The sequence below is a fragment of the Streptomyces sp. NPDC046939 genome (assembly GCF_040644575.1).
Taxonomy (GTDB): domain Bacteria; phylum Actinomycetota; class Actinomycetes; order Streptomycetales; family Streptomycetaceae; genus Streptomyces.
This window is the reverse complement of record NZ_JBEYWV010000036.1, coordinates 85,724-100,085: the sequence shown is the minus strand read 5'-3', so window position 1 is coordinate 100,085 and position 14,362 is coordinate 85,724. Positions and strand designations below refer to the sequence as shown.

Genomic DNA, 14,362 nt, shown 5'->3' with positions numbered 1-14,362 from the left:
TACGTCAAGGTCAAGGCCGCGTCCGCGCTCGCCCGCAAGAAGCTCGGCATGCGCTACCGCATGGCGGTCGTACCGCTCGACCCCTCACCTATTCGAGGCAGCCACGGCCGCCTCCCCACGAGCGACGACGAAGGCCCGGTGCTTCTGTGCTCACGGCCCGGCACGGGCACCGGCCGGATCGCGGCGACCGAAGTGAAGGCTTTGCTGCTGCGACTCGCGGGGGTGGACTGAGGCCGTCCTCTCAAGTCAGGCGGGAATGCCCTCCCGCCTGATCTCCGGGACGGGGATCCCGAGCGCTCGCAACTGCTGGAACGGGTTCATGAACTCGCGGTTCTGAACGATCCTTCCGTCCTCCAGCGCGAAGGAGTGCAGGAAGTGGTTCTCGTACTGCCCCTCGGGATAGCCGGGGAAGAGAATCCTGCCGTGTCCGTCGCACTCCACCCAGAAGAAGTTCGGGTCCTGCGTCTCGAAGACCTGGATGTTGTACCACTCCCAGTCGGGAAACATCTTCAGTGACCAGACGCCGTGCTCGGCCAGCCGGTCGCGGCCCTTGATGACGATGGGTTCCCCGGTGTCACTGGTCCACAGGCCGCCGCTGCCGTGCTCGACGAACAGCTCGTGCCGGCGCAGGCGCGCCGGCCCCTTCGTGTCCGCCAGATACTTCTCGACCGTGGCACGGTTCTTGCGCCGCAGAGCGGCGGCGTCCGTGAATCCGTGCGGTGCGCCGTCGGCCATGGTGTCCCCTCAGCAAAGTGGTCGGGCTGTCCAGCCGCATCGTCGGACGTGCTGCTCGGGGCCGGGTCGAGCAAGGTTCGAGGCCGCCGCGACGGCCCGTGCACACGCTGTCGACGCATGCCGGACCCGTGCATCCTCCGTGCACCATGGGCCTCGTACGGCATGGGAGAGGACCCTTACCGATGGCAGACGTTCACCACGAGGAGTTGCTGGAACTCGCCCTCGGATACGTGTACTCGGCGGCCCTGCACGCCGCGGCGCGCTTCGGCGTGGCCGACCACCTGGAAGGCGGCCCGCGGACGGCCGACGAGGTGGCCGAAGCGGCGGAAGCCGACGGCTCGTACATGTACCGGCTGCTGCGTTTCCTCGCCTCCAGGGGTGTCTTCCGCGAGGACGGGTCGGGCCGCTTCCACCTGACGCCGCTCGCCGAGCCGCTGCGCACACACGCCGAGCGTTCCTTGCGCGACTACATCATGGTGCGCGGTGAGCCCGCGTTCTGGGATTCGGCGGGCCGCCTCCACGAAGCCGTCCGTACGGGCACCACCGCCTTCGAGACCATGCACGGGATTCCGTTCTACGACCATGTCGCGGCGGACACGGGGTTCGGCCGGGCGTTCAACTCGAGCATGGCCGCGTTCTCGGAGGCTCTGAGCAATGATGTCGCCGCGGTCTGCGCGTTCCCCGATGCCAGGAGCGTCGTCGACGTGGGCGGCGGGCGCGGCGGCCTCTTGCGTGCGGTGCTGCGCCGCAATCCGCACCTGACAGGCACGCTGTTCGATCTGGAGAACGTCGTCCGCGGACATGTTCTCGACGTGCCCGACCTGGCCGGCCGGTGGAGCGCCGTGTCCGGTGACTTCTTCGTCACCGTCCCGGCCGGCGCCGACGTCTACCTGCTCAAGCATGTGCTGGCCAGCTGGCCGGACGACCAGTGTGTGCGGCTTTTGCGCACGTGCCGGGCCGCCATGCCCGCCCACGGGCGGCTCCTCGTCATCAACGCGATGATCCCGGCGGGCAACGAGCCGCACCCGGGGAAGACCATCGACATGCTGATGATGACGGTCCTGAACGGCAGGAGCCGTACCCGGGCGGAGTACGAGGCGCTGCTGACGGATGCGGGCTTCGCCGTCGCACGCTTCGTGGAACCGTCGCCGCACGCCTCGCTCCTGGAGGCGGTTGTGGCCGCCTGATCAGGCAGCGGCGCTCGGGGCGGTGGACGCGGTCAGCAGGCCGGACAGGGCCGTCGCGAAGATGCGGGGGCCCTCGCGGGTGAGCACGGACTCGGCGTGGAACTGGACGGACGCGAAGCCGTCGCCGCGCAGCGCGTGCACCTCGCCGGTGGCGGCGTCCCTGCTCACGCGGACCGGGCCGACCGTGTCCGGATGTGCGGGAACCACCAGTTCGTCTTCGCTGACCAGGGCGAAGGTGTTGTAGAAGCCGACCTGTTCGCGAGTTCCGAACAGGTCGATCTCCTTGCGCACGCCCTGGTGCGGCACCGTCCTGCGGCGCAGGGGCAGACCGAGGTGCAGACCCAGGACCTGGTGGCTGAGGCACACGGCGAAGAACGGACGCCGCTCGCGCAGCAAGGTGTCGACGGCGGCGTGCAGGTACCGCATCTTGGGCTGTGTGACCTCTCGCGGGTCCCCCGGCCCCGGCCCCATCACGACCAGGTCATAGGCGTCGACGTCGTACTCCTCGTCGTACCGGCGCACCGTCACCCGCGGTCCCAGGGAGCGCAGTTGGTGGTCGATCATGGAGGTGAAGGTGTCCTCGGCGTCGACGACGAGGACGTGGCGCCCGGACAGTTCGCCGGGCGTGGTGGCACGGGCCGCCGGACCCGACAGCCAGAAGTCGGCGACGGCGTCGTTGCGCCGATCCAGCGCCCGGCGCACGCGCGGATGTCCGCAGAAGCGGCTCGCCGGGTGCTCGGCGGGGCGGTTCGCACCGGCCCCGCCGAGGGCGGTGACGAGCCCTGCGGCCTTGGTCCGGGTCTCCGCGGCCTCGGAGGCCGGATCGGAGTGGCGCACGATCGTGGCGCCGGTGCTGATGCCGAGACGTCCCTCGGGGCTGATGTCGGCGGTGCGGATGAGGATCGTGGAGTCCAGGGTCCTCTGCCCGTCGGCGTCACGCCCGATGAGCGCGGCGACGCCGCTGTAGTAGCCTCGCCCGTCCGGCTCGTACCGCTGGACGGCGCGGCAGGCGCTCTCCAGCGGGCTGCCGGTGACGGTGGGCGCGAACATCGTCTCGCGCAGGATGTCCCGCACATCGTGCCGGGTGTGCCCCTCGATGTAGTACTCGGTGTGAGCGAGCCTGGCCATCTCCTTGAGGTACGGACCGACGACGCGGCCGCCGTCGTGGCAGATGCGGGCCATCATCTTCAGTTCCTCGTCGAGCACCATGTAGAGCTCGTCGGTCTCCTTGCGGTCGCCGAGGAAGCCGAGGACGCCCGACAGGGTGGGGCCTGCGGGCGGGTAGCGGTAGGTGCCGCTGATGGGGTTCATCACGACCGTGCCGCTTTGCAGGCTCACGTGCCGTTCCGGTGAGGCGCCGACCAGGACGCGCGTGCCGGTGTGGATGAGGAAGATCCAGTGGGCCCCGCGCTCGCGCTCCAGCAGCCTGCGGAAGAGGGCCGGGGCGCTGTGCGGCCCGTAGTCGGTGAGGTCGGCGGCGAAGGTCCGCTTGATGACGAGGTTCGCACCCTCCCCGGTGCCGATCATCTCCTTGACGGCGCGGCGCACCAGCTCCGCGTAGGCGGCGTCGTCGATGTCGAACGCTCCACCGGTCATGGAGGCCGGCAGGTCGGGCAGGCGTGCGTGCATCTCGCTCAAGGGCAGTTGTTGCTGCCCGGTCACCGCCATGGCCACCAGCGGCGTCCTGTCGTCGGCGCAGGCGAAGCCGCGCTCGGTGAGCTGCCGGTACGGCAGGACGGCCAGTACGTCATGGCAGGCGCCGGGGTGGCCCGGTTCGGGCAGCGGGATGTCGGCGAGCGTGGCGGGCTGGGACACCGGCCCCGTCAGGACGTCCACGAGCGCCCCGGCCCCGTCCGTGCCGGGCCGGTGCAGCAGGGCGTACGACGTGAACTCTCCCCGCAGCGCCCGCGCCAGCAGATCGGGCCTGCCGGGGCTCACGCGAACACTTCCTTCGCCGTGGTGACACGGGCACAGCGCCCGGCGGCGTACGTCAGGGCAGAACGGTGGTGGGCGTGCGAGAAGTCTGCCGTGGCGTCGGCGACGAGGAACGGCTGGATGTCGTTGGTGAACGCCTCGACCACGGTGGCGAGGACACCGATGTGGGCGTAGACGCCGCAGACGACGAGCTGGTCACGACCCTCGGTGCGCATCCATCGCAACAGATCGGTGCGGAAGAACGCGCTGTAGCGCCACTTGGTGAGGACGTGGTCCTCGGGGCCCGGCGCCAGCTCGTCGACCACGGCGCGGTCCTCGGGGGTCGTGCGCATGCCGGGTCCCCAGAAGTCGTTGAGCAGGCCGCGCTGTTCCTCGCTCATCCCGCCCGGCTGGGCGGTGAAGGCGACCGGGACGCCCAGCGTTGTGCAGCGCTCGCGCAGGAGTGCGGTGTTGTGCACGAGCTCCGTGCGGAGCTGGCCGGGGAACGGTTCGAGGAAGTACCGCTGCATGTCGTGGACGAGAAGGACCGCCCGCTCGGGCTCGGCGGTCCAGTGCACCACGGGTGCCGGGAGGTCGCCCTGTGCGGGCAAAGGGTAGGAACTGATGCGGGGTATGCCGGTCATGGCTCCACTTCCTGGTGGCGCAGCGCGGGGTGCCGTCACGGCGCTGCCGTGCAGGGCGTCCCCGAGTGGGCCGCGTACACCGTGACGAACACCGCGAGCCCCAGGGCGCCGCTGGCGCCGGGGCCCGGAGCGGTGAACGGGACGGGCTGTGTGCGGTTGGCGAGGAGCGCACCGTACGTGCGCAGGGCGGCGGCGACGAGTTCGTACGACGGTCGCGGTGGCTGAATCGGCATGGCGGCGCTCCTCCACCGGCCGGAACGCTAGCTGGGTCCGTCCCGGTCGGACAATCGGTCGTGACGATCAGGCGGCCCCATTCGAGTGGTTGTCGAGGACGCCGCGACCGTCTCTCACCGCGGTCGCGAGGGGCGCGGGCTTCGGTGCCCCCGCAGGCTGCACTCTGGCCGCTCGCGCTCGAAGCGCCCTTGAGCGCGCACCGACGGAGTCACGCATGCCGCTGAGGAAAACGGCGCTGCCGCCGTGGAGTCCCTATCGTCCAGTTCTCCGCGGCACGTTCATCGAAGCTCTCGAAGGGAGGGCGAGATGGAGTTTCGGATCCTTGGTTCTGTGCAGATCTGCGATGACCAGACCGGTATGCGGGTCATGCCGTCGGGCGCCAAACAGCGGGCGCTGCTCGGTGCCCTGGTGGTGTGCGTCGGCCAGGAGGTGCCCTCGGGGCGGCTGGTCGAGGAGTTGTGGGGCGACCGCCCTCCGCTCGGCGCGGCCAACGCCCTGCAGGCGCATGTGGCCCGCCTGCGACGGCTGTTGCTGTCGTCCAGCGGCAGGGGCGCGCACCACGACTGGCTGGTGACGCAGCCGACCGGCTACGCCCTGCGGGCCGACACCTCGGCCACGGATGCCCAGCGCTTCCACCGGCTTGTCTCCGAGGGACGGGAAGCGGCGACGGTGGACCCGGACCGCTCGGTGCGGTTGCTGCGCTCCGCACTCGGTCTGTGGCGTGGCCGGGCCTTCGAGGGCAGCGAGCGCGGGCCCATCTGCGCGACGGAGGCGTCGATACTCGAAGAGGCCCGGATGGTGGCGCTCGAGCTGCTGTACGACGCCAGCTTGCGCGCGGGCCAGCATGAGCGCATCACGGGCGAGCTGGAGGGGCTGACCGTCAGTCATCCGTTGCGGGAACAGTTCCACGAGCTGTTGATGATCGCCCAGTACCGGTGCGGGCGGCGGGCCGAGGCACTGGGGACGTACGAGCGGTTGCACCGCAGGCTGATCCGCGACCTCGGGGTGGAGCCCGGACCTTCCCTGCGTCGCTGCCGGGATGCGATCCTGTACCACTTCGATCCCCACCCCGGCCGGGAGGCAGTGGTGGGTCCGTCCCACGGGTCGGCGGCGCCGCACCCGCCCGCGCTCGGTCACCGGCCCGACGACGAGGTGCGCATGCGTCTGCTGGCACACGAGATCGCCCTGCTGCGCGGCCGGGTAGAGGAGCTGTACCAGGAGCACCGGGCCCTCGCCGTCAGGCTCAGCGGTTCCCGGGCCCTTTCGCTCCCGCCGCCGTGAGCGGTTCTAGGCACCGGTGCGGTACCTGTCCATCTCGGTGCTCCCGGCGCTCTCCTGCTCCTCCTCGTAGGCGCGCAGTTCTTCGGCGAAGACGCGCCACAACTGGGAGTAGCCGCCGGCCAGCGCCGCCATCTGACCGGTGCAGTGAGGCGGGAGACTGGAGATGATCTGGCGCCGCTCCCGCGCCATCAGGGAGCAGGCCTCCAGCATGCGCAGTATGTTGCGGCCGGCCTCCGTCAACCGCAGCGAGGGGTCCCGGCGCAGCGACTCGAAGATGGTGAAGAGTTCTCCGGGTGAGCGGGTCTCGGGGCTCTCCTGCGGTGCGGGCCGTTCGGCCCGGGCGTCCCGCTGGACGGCCTGGCCGCGCTGGCGCGGTGTGACGGGGTCGTCGCCGCGCAGGATCCGCTTGCGCACGTCCGCGACGGTGACCGGGGAGATGCCCGCCCTGCGGGCCACCGCACGCAGCGACGCGTTGGGGTCGGCCCGCAGCAGCTCACCGGCCAGCTCACGGCCGCGCACACTGTTGAGCGGCCGGAGCCGGCCGTCCAGACCTATGCGCCGCTCGCCCCGCGAGGGGTCGACGGAGCGCCGCCGGATCTCGGAGACCTTCTTGGCCGACAGACCGGCGATGACGGCGATGGCCCGGTCCGACCAGTAGGGGTGGGTGGTGACGATCCGTTCCACCGCGGCTGCCCGGTCCGACTGCGTCAGCGGACGCCCCTGGACGATGTTCATCGCCACGGCCAGCAGCGCCGCGTCCTGGACGGAGCCTTCGAAGTAGCGGACCTTGATGTGCTCCCTGCCTTGCAGTTGTGCCGCCCGCAGCCGGTGCAGTCCGTCGATCACACTCATGGTGTCCCGGTGCACGACGATCGGCGGCAGCTCCGTCTCCAGTTCGGCGAGGGTGAGGGCCCACTTCCCGTCGATGCCCTGGGTCCGGGGGGTGTCGCTGACCCGCACATCGGTCAGCCGTACCTGCTCGACGGGCCCTTCGTGCAGCATGGTGTCGCGCAGGGCGAGTAAGGTGTCGGAACTCGTGTCGGACGTGGCGCCGGCCCCCGCACCGTCGAACTCTGTGCGCCCGGGCACGGGCAGGGGCACGACCTGATTGCTTCTCACCGCGACTCCTCGTCATTGGCGGGCGTGGTCCGAGTGACCCGTCCGCAGACCGGACGAGCCGTCGAGGACACTCCCAACCCGAGCTGACAGGGCACTGACGCGGCACTGACACACACCCGCCGACACCGTGCTCGCAGGGCACTGCGTGGCAGCAAGTCACGACAACGCTCCCGGTCGCGGCGGTTCGAGTGGTGCTCCAGCGACCTCACGAGCCGCTTGTGGCCCGGCGGTCAGGGGTTGAGGACCCAGGCCGAGTTGTGCGCCGTGAAGCCGATGTGGGGGTAGTACTCCGTGGCGGCGGGCGCGGACAACAGCACGATCTTCGCCGTGGGCGCCTCCTCGCGCGTGGCGTCGATCAGCGCGCGGCCGACACCCGTGCCCTGGTGGGCCCGGACAACGGCGATGTCCGACAGGTAGGTGACGTAGGAGAAGTCCGAGATGCTGCGCGCGATGCCGATCAATGTGCCTGCTTCGTCCCGCGCGACGACGACGAGATTGGCCTGACGCACCATGTCCGCCATGCGTTGCCGGTCGTCGGCCGGGCGCCGTTCGCCCAGCCCCGAATCCCGGAAGACGGCGAGCACGTCGTCCAGGTCCAGGTCTGCACCCGGGGTACGGTCAATCGTCCAGGACACTGAGTTCCTCCAGTCGGCTACGGATCACGTCGTGGTTGGTGAGGAAACGCCGCGGCTCGAGCCGGTCCAGGGTGACCCCGGCCCCGGCGAGCGAGTCGGCGAAGTGCTCGCCCGTGGCGGTCGTGCGGTTCGCCGCCGCCTGCACGCTGCGGTACGCCTGTTCCCGCGGCACGCCCCGGCCGAGGAGTTCGGCAAGGACCGACGAGCTGTAGACGAGCCCGTCGGTCTGGTCGATGTGGGCCCGCATGCGTTCGGCGTCGACCTCCAGGTGGGTGATGAGGTCGATGGCCGCCTCGGCCTGGAAGTGACCGACGGACAGGGCGTCGGGCAGGATGACCCGTTCGACGGACTGGTGTGCCAGATCGCGTTCGTGCCACAGCGCGACGTCCTCCAGGGCCGCGGTGGCATAGCCGCGCAGCAGCCGGGCCAGACCGCACAGCCGCTCGCTGGTGGTCGGGTTGCGCTTGTGCGGCATGGCGCTGGAGCCCTGGTAGGCGCTGCTGCGCCGCTCCTCGACCTCGCGGACCTCGGTGCGCTGCAGGAGCCTCATCTCCAGCGCGATCTGCTCGACGCAGGCACCGAGAGTGGCGACGGCCTGCAGGAGCTGGGCGTGCCGGTCACGGGCCACGACCTGGCTGGGTGCGGGTTCGACCCCGAGCCCGAGCGCCTCGCACACATGGGTCTCCACGAACGGATCGATCAGGGCGTATGTGCCGACGGAACCCGAGACGGTGCCGACGGCGACGGCGTCGCGCGCCGCTGCCAGACGCGTCGCGCAGCGGTCGATCGCGAAGGCGTGCCCGGCGAGTTTGTGCCCGAACGTGGTGGGTTCGGCATGGACTCCGTGGGTGCGCCCCACCATGACCGACTCCCAGTGCTCCAGCGCCCGCCGTACGAGAACGCGGCGCAGACGCCGGGCCGAGCCGTGCAGCAGTTCTGCCGCCCGGCCGAGCGTGTGGCCGAGTGCGGTGTCGACGAGGTCGTAGCTGGTCATGCCGAGATGCACCCAGACGGCGGAGGTCTCGGGCATCTCCTCGCAGAACGCGGCCAGGAAGGACAACACCTCGTGGTCGCGTTCCTTCTCGATCTCCGCGACCCGCCCCGGCAGCGGCACCTTGGCCCGTCGCATGTCCTCGACGGCCTCCTCGGGGACAATGCCGAGTCGCATCTGCGCCTCGGACGCGAGTATCTCCACGCGGGCCCAGAGCGCGTAGCGGTTCTGGTCGGAGAACAGCTCGGCCATCGCGGGCAGCGTGTAACGAGGAATCATGACACTGCTTTCGTCGGTGAAGGGGCGGGGCCCCGGGGTCGGCGGGCCGGCATCAGTAGGCGCCGAAGTACTCGCGCTGCTCCCACTGCGTCGTCCTGTCCGGCCGGGAGGAGTTCTGCGCGCACCAGGTCTCGTACCGGCTCACTTCGCTTTCCTTGAGCTTGGTCAGGCATGCCGTCAGCGGTGTTCCCAGGAGTTGTGCCGCGCGCCCTGCGCGGAACGCCTCCAGTGACTGCCGCAGCGACTGCGGCACCAGCAGCTCTCCGGGGGCCGGGGCGTCTCCTGCGGCTCCGCCGGCCAGACCCTGGAGGCCGGCGAAGAGCTGCGCCGCGATGTTCAGGTACGGGTTGGCGCACGGTTCGCCCACCCGGTTCTCGATGTGTGCGCCCGCCCCGGTGCCGACTATGCGCAGCATCGCGCTGCGGTCCTCCACGCGCCAGCCGATGCGGGTGGGCGCCAGGGTGTGATGGGCGGCCAGCCGACGGTAGCCGTTGACCGTGGGTACCGACAGCATGAACAGGTCGCGGGCCCAGTCCAGCAGGCTGTCCGCGTATGCCTTCCCCTCGGGGGACATGCTTCCGGAGGGCCCCTCGGCCTCGAACAGGTTGCGCCCCGTGGCGCGTTCGATGACCGACTGGTTCAGGTGCCAGCCGCTGGGGTCCGCGCTGTCGAGGGCGGGGTGGGACATGAAGGACGCGTGGTGGCCCCGTGCGGCACAGAACTGCTTGGTGACGGTCCGGAACAACAGCATCGCGTCGGCCGCGTCCAGCGCGGTCATGGGGCTGAAGGTGGTCTCGACCTGACCGGGGCCGGACTCGTGCTCCATGGAACGCAGTGGCAGGCCGAGCTCGAGCAGGCGCAGCGCCAGCGGGTCCGTGAGGGGGGCGATCGTGTCGTACTGGGCATCGAGGTTGAACTGGTAGCCGGCGTTCATCGCGGCGACACGGGGGGCCTGTCCCTGCAGCCCGAAACCGTTGCCGGTGTTGCCCGGTTCGTCGTCGAGGCGACGGGTGAGGTACCACTCGACCTCCAGGCCCACCGCGGGGGCCAGCCCCCGGCTTTCGTACTCCGCCAGGACGCGGCGCAGCACACCACGCGAGGACAGCGGATGCGGTGTGCCGTCCCGCAGGTACTCATCGGCGAGGACCCATGCCGTGCGCGGTGCACGGTCCGGCAGGATCTGGAAGGTGAGGGGGTCGGGCACCGCGACGAAATTGCCCGCTCCGACGAGCTCGTCGACGCCGACGCCCGGATCGTCGCCGAGGAAGTCCACGGCGACGGCGTGGCCGGTGTCGAAGAGGAAGGGGCCGGGGCTGAAGTTCATGCCGTTGCGCAGCACGGCACGGAAGGCGTCGGCTGTGAGCGTCTTGGAGCGGGCCAGGCCGTGCGGGTCGCCGAACACCAGCCGTACGAGGTCGACGTGTGCGAGTTCGGCCTCGACGCGGTCGGCAGCGGCGAGGCGGTCGTCGTCCCACAGCTCGTGGTCAGCGACGAACGAGGGGCGCCCTACGCTGCCCTGTTCGGACAACGGGGTCCAAGGCCGGATGCGCATGGTTCAGGGCGTCCTTTCGCCGGAGAGCGGAGCAGGTGTGGTCGCGGGCGGGTGGAGCGGGCCGCCCAGTTCCGCCTCGATCTGTCGGGCCGCGGTCAGCACGAGTGCGTCGGCGCCGACGGGACCGACGAGCTGCACGGCGGCCGGCAGGCCGGACCGTGTCAGTCCGGCCGGGAGGGAGAGCGCGGGCTGGCCGGTCATGTTGAACGGGTAGGCCGCCGGCGCCCAGGCCAGCCACTTGAGGTCGCGCGGATCGGCGGCCCAGTCGGGCGCTATGGCGTTCGCCTGAAGCGGCTCGACGGGAACGGTGGTCATGGCGAGCAGGTCGTAGCGGTTCATGACGGCACGCATGCGGGCCCTGAGCGACTGTCGGACGCCCTCGGCGCGCATGACGTCCTCGCCGCTCAGCGTCCGCCCGTGACGGACGATCTCCAACCGGCCTGCATCGCACCACTGTTCGGCCCAGAGCGGGGTGTCGGCGGCCTCGGCCGCCGCGAGGATGTCGATCAGCGCGGGATAGGGGTCCTCATAGGGTGCCGCGATGGACTCCACCTGATGGCCCAAGGCGGTCAGCGCCTCGCGGGCCCGGTCGGTGACCTCCGCGATGCGGGGGCTCGTGACGTCGTGGTCGATCCAGCCCACCCGAAGCCTGCGGCGGTCGCGGGCCCCGTCCAGTGAGCCGAGCGCCGAGTCGGGGTCGTCGACGTGCGGGCCCTCGGCCACCCGGGCGAGCAGGGCGGCCTCGGCGACGGTTCGGGTCAGCGGTCCCTGATGGGCGAGCCGGTCGATGCTGTTGGGCGAGTAGGGCAGCCGACCGTAGCTGGGTTTGTAGCCGACGACACCGCAGAAGGCCGCCGGTATGCGGATGGAGCCGGCCCCGTCGGTCCCGAGGGATGCCTGGCACAGGCCGGCGGCCACGGCGGCGGCGCCGCCGCCGGTGGAGCCACCGGCGGTCAGGGACGGATCGTAGGGGTTGCGGGTGGGTGGGCCGACGCGGCTGACGGTGGAGGCGCTCCAGCCGTACTCGGAGGTGGTGGTCTTGCCGACGATGACGGCGCCCGCGGCGCGCAGCCGGGCCACCGTCGGTGCGTCGCGGGGGGCACGGTTGTTGCGCAGCAGCGAACCGCGCCGGGTGGGCAGATCCTGTGTCTGCAGCAGGTCCTTGACCGAGACGGTGACACCGAGCAACGGCAGGTCCTGCCACGCCTCGGCGCCCATTTCCCGGATCCGGGCGTCCGCCTTCTCGGCGGCGGCGAGGGCGTCGTCGCCCGCGACGGCGACGAAAGCGCCCAGCGTGTCCTCGGCGATGGCGGTGAGCGTGTCCTGGACGTGCTCGGTCACCGTGAGCGCGCCGGTGAGCAGCCGCCGCCGGGTGCCGGCGAATGCGTCGGCGGGGGCAGGGCTCACGACGGGGGCTCCGTCTTGGTGATCTGCCGCCAGTGCCAGGGCGAGTCGAAGGCAGTGACCTCCACCGTTGCGCCGGCCGCGACGAGTTCCGCCGCCGCCGTCGTGGCCCGTGCGACCAGCCGGGAGACCCGGTGTGCCGCCAGCAGGTCCTGCTCGGTGAAGGGCGGGCCCTCGCAGCGCAGCAGCCGCAGGTCGATGAATCCGTTGAAGTGCCGCCCGTCGACCGTGACCGTCTGCGGCGAGCGGATGGAGAAACGGACCTTGTTGTTGACGTGTCCGTGGTGATGCTGGTCGGAGTAGAGGGAGATGTCGGGGATGGTGGGCGGAACGAAGTGGTCGCGGGCGACGACCGCGCGGGCGCGGGGCAGGTTCCCGGGGACGAAGTGCCAGGAGTTGTACTGCATCCGTGAGGACATGGCCCAGGCGGTGTCGGCGACGGCGGCGACCGACCCCCCGAAATGCCGGCCGGCGTCCGGCAGGGGAACGACGCAGCAGAAGTAGCGCGTGATGTCCCACTCGCAGATCTGCTTCCACTGCTCGTCGCGCATCGCCGCGATCAGCGTCGGCAGGGAGCGTATTCCCCGGCTCATGGCGAAGTCCGCGCGCAGTGCGGAGCCGACGGCGGCGACCGCAGAATGGACCAGTGCTTCCAGGCCGGTGCCGAAGTCACCTTGTGGCTCGGCCAGCCAGGCGGGGGCGCGGACGATCGTGTCGCCGAGTTCGGCGAGGGAGGTGCCGGCGAAGGGCAGGTGCGCCCGCAGGTCCTGGCAGATCGTCGCCTCGGCCCCGAGGGCGGCCCCGGTGACGGGCCCGGCGATCCGTTCGATCTTGTGCATCAGCGCGCCGTGGATCTCGCGGTAGAGCTGGGCGCTCGACCCGACCTCGGGCCGCCGGTCGCGCAGCTCCTCGGCCAGGGCGAGGAGGTCCCCCACGCGTGTGGAGGCGGCCGGTGCGACGCCGGGGGCGGGCAGGATCCCGTTGTAGCCGCGGCGGATGCGTTCGAGCATGAAGGCCACGTGTTCGACGGTGAGCTGGGTGCCGTTCGCCTCCTCCACGCGGCCGAACCCGGCCGAGGCGATCAGCAGGGTGAGGCACACCACCAGTTGCACGTCGCCGTCGGACCACAGCTCGAGCGGCACCTCGTGCAGACTGCTGAGGGCGCAGTCGGGGTGTCCGGGCCACAGGGTCTTCCCGGTGAGTGTGTTCTGGTCACGGAAGTTGGTGTACTGGTCGTCCTCCCGGTACAGGACGAAGGGGGCGGTGCGCTGTGCCGCCTCCTTGGCCTGTTCCAGCAGTTCCTCACGGCCTTTGACGCCCTGTTCGGCCAGCCATCGGCGGCAGTCGGCCACGGACTCGGCCTGGCGGTCCGCCGCACGCGTCAGTTCCCGCCGGTAGTCATTCAGGGCTCGCCGCGACCAGGGCACGCGCAGGACTCCGCCGACCAGCCGCTCGCGCCGGAGCGGTGCCTGCGACGGGTTTCGCAGCACGATGCGGCCGCTGGAGCTCAGGGCGATCTCGCCGAGGAAGGTCTGCTGCTCGTCCCCGTCAGCGTCGTCGGCCCCGTCCCCGTGCTGAGCGGCCGGCGAGGTCTCGTCGACCACGGGCGGCCGGTCGTCCGTACGCCAGGTCAGACCGAAGAGAACCCGCAGGGCGGTCTCGTCGCTGCGGCTCAGCGCACGCAGCTGGACGTCGGCCGGCACGTGTCCGTCGAGCGTCAGAAGGATCTCCACCGCGCTGTGCAGATCCTTGGCCTGCTCCGCGTGGTGCCAGACCCGGGCGAGCAACGCGGGGAAGCCGGTGTCGGTGCGGCGCGCGCGGTCGGGTGCGGCGGCGGTGCCGGCCGGACTGCCGAGTCTGCTGGGGCGTCGGCTGATCCGCTTACGGGCGTTGGCTGCGCGGCGGGACTCGCCACGGTCGACAGGAGCGGGCATCAGGCACCTTCGGTGGTGAGTTCGATGTGGTTCCACACGGATTCCTCCGTCGGCGTCCACTCCTCGTCGACGTAGATGCAGTCGACCGGGCACTCCAGGACGCAGGAGGGGCAGCCCGAGCACAGCTCGGGGATGATCACGACGTCCAGCCCCATGTCGAAGATGGCTCCGAACTCCGCCGGGCAGCTGCGCAGGCAGGTGTCACAGGTGATGCACTCGGAGGTCTCGATACGCCGTGGCGGCTTCTTCCACCCCTCGGCGCGGGCACGGTCAGCGATCCGCTGAGCCCGCCCTGAGGGCGCCTGCGGGGCTGCGGGCTCTTTCACATCGGCTTCCACGGGCACTGCCCCCTTGTGAGTCGTCTCGCCTCGGTCGGCGACCGATGCTGCGATTCTCGGCGGGTGGTCTCGACCGGAGCCGCAGCGTCGCTGGAGCGGCGGTCGAACCACCCAT

13 protein-coding genes and 1 pseudogene are annotated in these 14,362 nt (G+C 70.9%); 3 read left to right on the top strand and 11 right to left on the bottom strand.

Features of this window, described 5'->3' with window-relative positions:
• A pseudogene (locus ABZ877_RS31950) lies at nucleotides 1-231 on the top strand (alkaline phosphatase family protein); the annotation flags it as partial.
• Nucleotides 232-246: 15 nt separating this feature from the next.
• Here the strand turns inward: ABZ877_RS31950 and ABZ877_RS31945 are convergent.
• Nucleotides 247-735, bottom strand: a complete 489-nt coding sequence (locus ABZ877_RS31945; protein WP_361078374.1) for a PhzA/PhzB family protein — start codon at nucleotides 733-735, stop codon at nucleotides 247-249.
• A gap of 182 nt (nucleotides 736-917) precedes the next feature.
• Here ABZ877_RS31945 and ABZ877_RS31940 point away from each other — a divergent pair, with 182 nt between their 5' ends.
• Nucleotides 918-1,922, top strand: coding sequence for a methyltransferase (locus ABZ877_RS31940; protein WP_361078372.1), 1,005 nt, complete (start codon nucleotides 918-920; stop codon nucleotides 1,920-1,922).
• On the opposite strand, the gene ABZ877_RS31935 is transcribed toward ABZ877_RS31940, so the two are convergent.
• Genes ABZ877_RS31935 through ABZ877_RS31925 form a run of 3 tightly spaced genes read right to left on the bottom strand, consistent with a single transcriptional unit; the run spans nucleotide 1,923 to nucleotide 4,713 of the window.
• Nucleotides 1,923-3,860 (bottom strand): anthranilate synthase family protein, encoded by a 1,938-nt coding sequence (locus ABZ877_RS31935; protein WP_361078369.1) that lies wholly within the window; start codon nucleotides 3,858-3,860, stop codon nucleotides 1,923-1,925. It abuts the gene before it with no gap.
• Nucleotides 3,857-4,480: an isochorismatase family protein gene (locus ABZ877_RS31930; protein ID WP_361078366.1), complete on the bottom strand. Its 624-nt coding sequence runs from the start codon at nucleotides 4,478-4,480 to the stop codon at nucleotides 3,857-3,859. The genes ABZ877_RS31935 and ABZ877_RS31930 overlap by 4 nt, the downstream gene beginning before the upstream one ends.
• Before the next feature lie 35 nt (nucleotides 4,481-4,515).
• A complete protein-coding gene (locus ABZ877_RS31925) occupies nucleotides 4,516-4,713 on the bottom strand; it encodes a hypothetical protein (protein ID WP_361078364.1) in 198 nt (65 codons plus the stop codon).
• Nucleotides 4,714-5,020: 307 nt separating this feature from the next.
• On the opposite strand from ABZ877_RS31925, the gene ABZ877_RS31920 reads away from it, so the two are divergent.
• Complete coding sequence (locus ABZ877_RS31920) at nucleotides 5,021-5,995, top strand: AfsR/SARP family transcriptional regulator (RefSeq protein ID WP_361078362.1); 975 nt, start codon at nucleotides 5,021-5,023, stop codon at nucleotides 5,993-5,995.
• Between the two features lie 6 nt (nucleotides 5,996-6,001).
• Here ABZ877_RS31920 and ABZ877_RS31915 read toward each other — a convergent pair whose 3' ends face one another.
• The 7 genes from ABZ877_RS31915 to ABZ877_RS31885 form a co-directional block, all read right to left on the bottom strand.
• A complete protein-coding gene (locus ABZ877_RS31915) occupies nucleotides 6,002-7,114 on the bottom strand; it encodes a ParB N-terminal domain-containing protein (RefSeq protein WP_361078359.1) in 1,113 nt (370 codons plus the stop codon).
• A gap of 230 nt (nucleotides 7,115-7,344) precedes the next feature.
• A complete protein-coding gene (locus tag ABZ877_RS31910; RefSeq protein ID WP_361078356.1) occupies nucleotides 7,345-7,749 on the bottom strand; it encodes a GNAT family N-acetyltransferase in 405 nt (134 codons plus the stop codon).
• Complete coding sequence (gene purB, locus ABZ877_RS31905; protein ID WP_361078353.1) at nucleotides 7,733-9,019, bottom strand: adenylosuccinate lyase; 1,287 nt, start codon at nucleotides 9,017-9,019, stop codon at nucleotides 7,733-7,735. Before purB ends, ABZ877_RS31910 begins: the two co-directional genes overlap by 17 nt.
• Nucleotides 9,020-9,071: 52 nt before the next feature.
• Nucleotides 9,072-10,571 (bottom strand): glutamine synthetase family protein, encoded by a 1,500-nt coding sequence (locus ABZ877_RS31900; RefSeq protein WP_361078350.1) that lies wholly within the window; start codon nucleotides 10,569-10,571, stop codon nucleotides 9,072-9,074.
• A 3-nt stretch (nucleotides 10,572-10,574) separates the two neighbouring features.
• Nucleotides 10,575-11,978 (bottom strand): amidase family protein, encoded by a 1,404-nt coding sequence (locus ABZ877_RS31895; protein WP_361078347.1) that lies wholly within the window; start codon nucleotides 11,976-11,978, stop codon nucleotides 10,575-10,577.
• Entirely contained in the window at nucleotides 11,975-13,909 is a 1,935-nt protein-coding gene (locus ABZ877_RS31890; protein ID WP_361078344.1) for a hypothetical protein, read from the bottom strand. The genes ABZ877_RS31895 and ABZ877_RS31890 overlap by 4 nt, the downstream gene beginning before the upstream one ends.
• Entirely contained in the window at nucleotides 13,909-14,235 is a 327-nt protein-coding gene (locus ABZ877_RS31885) for a 4Fe-4S ferredoxin (RefSeq protein ID WP_361078341.1), read from the bottom strand. Before ABZ877_RS31885 ends, ABZ877_RS31890 begins: the two co-directional genes overlap by 1 nt.
• Nucleotides 14,236-14,362 lie beyond the last annotated feature (127 nt).

Bases quoted from the DNA above. Each gene is read 5' to 3' on its own strand.
- purB (WP_361078353.1), bottom strand. From the start codon at position 9,019: ATGATTCCTCGTTACACGCTGCCCGCGATGGCCGAGCTGTTCTCCGAC.
- ABZ877_RS31930 (WP_361078366.1), bottom strand. From the start codon at position 4,480: ATGACCGGCATACCCCGCATCAGTTCCTACCCTTTGCCCGCACAGGGC.
- ABZ877_RS31900 (WP_361078350.1), bottom strand. From the start codon at position 10,571: ATGCGCATCCGGCCTTGGACCCCGTTGTCCGAACAGGGCAGCGTAGGG.
- ABZ877_RS31925 (WP_361078364.1), bottom strand. From the start codon at position 4,713: ATGCCGATTCAGCCACCGCGACCGTCGTACGAACTCGTCGCCGCCGCC.
- ABZ877_RS31940 (WP_361078372.1), top strand. From the start codon at position 918: ATGGCAGACGTTCACCACGAGGAGTTGCTGGAACTCGCCCTCGGATAC.
- ABZ877_RS31945 (WP_361078374.1), bottom strand. From the start codon at position 735: ATGGCCGACGGCGCACCGCACGGATTCACGGACGCCGCCGCTCTGCGG.
- ABZ877_RS31920 (WP_361078362.1), top strand. From the start codon at position 5,021: ATGGAGTTTCGGATCCTTGGTTCTGTGCAGATCTGCGATGACCAGACC.
- ABZ877_RS31890 (WP_361078344.1), bottom strand. From the start codon at position 13,909: ATGCCCGCTCCTGTCGACCGTGGCGAGTCCCGCCGCGCAGCCAACGCC.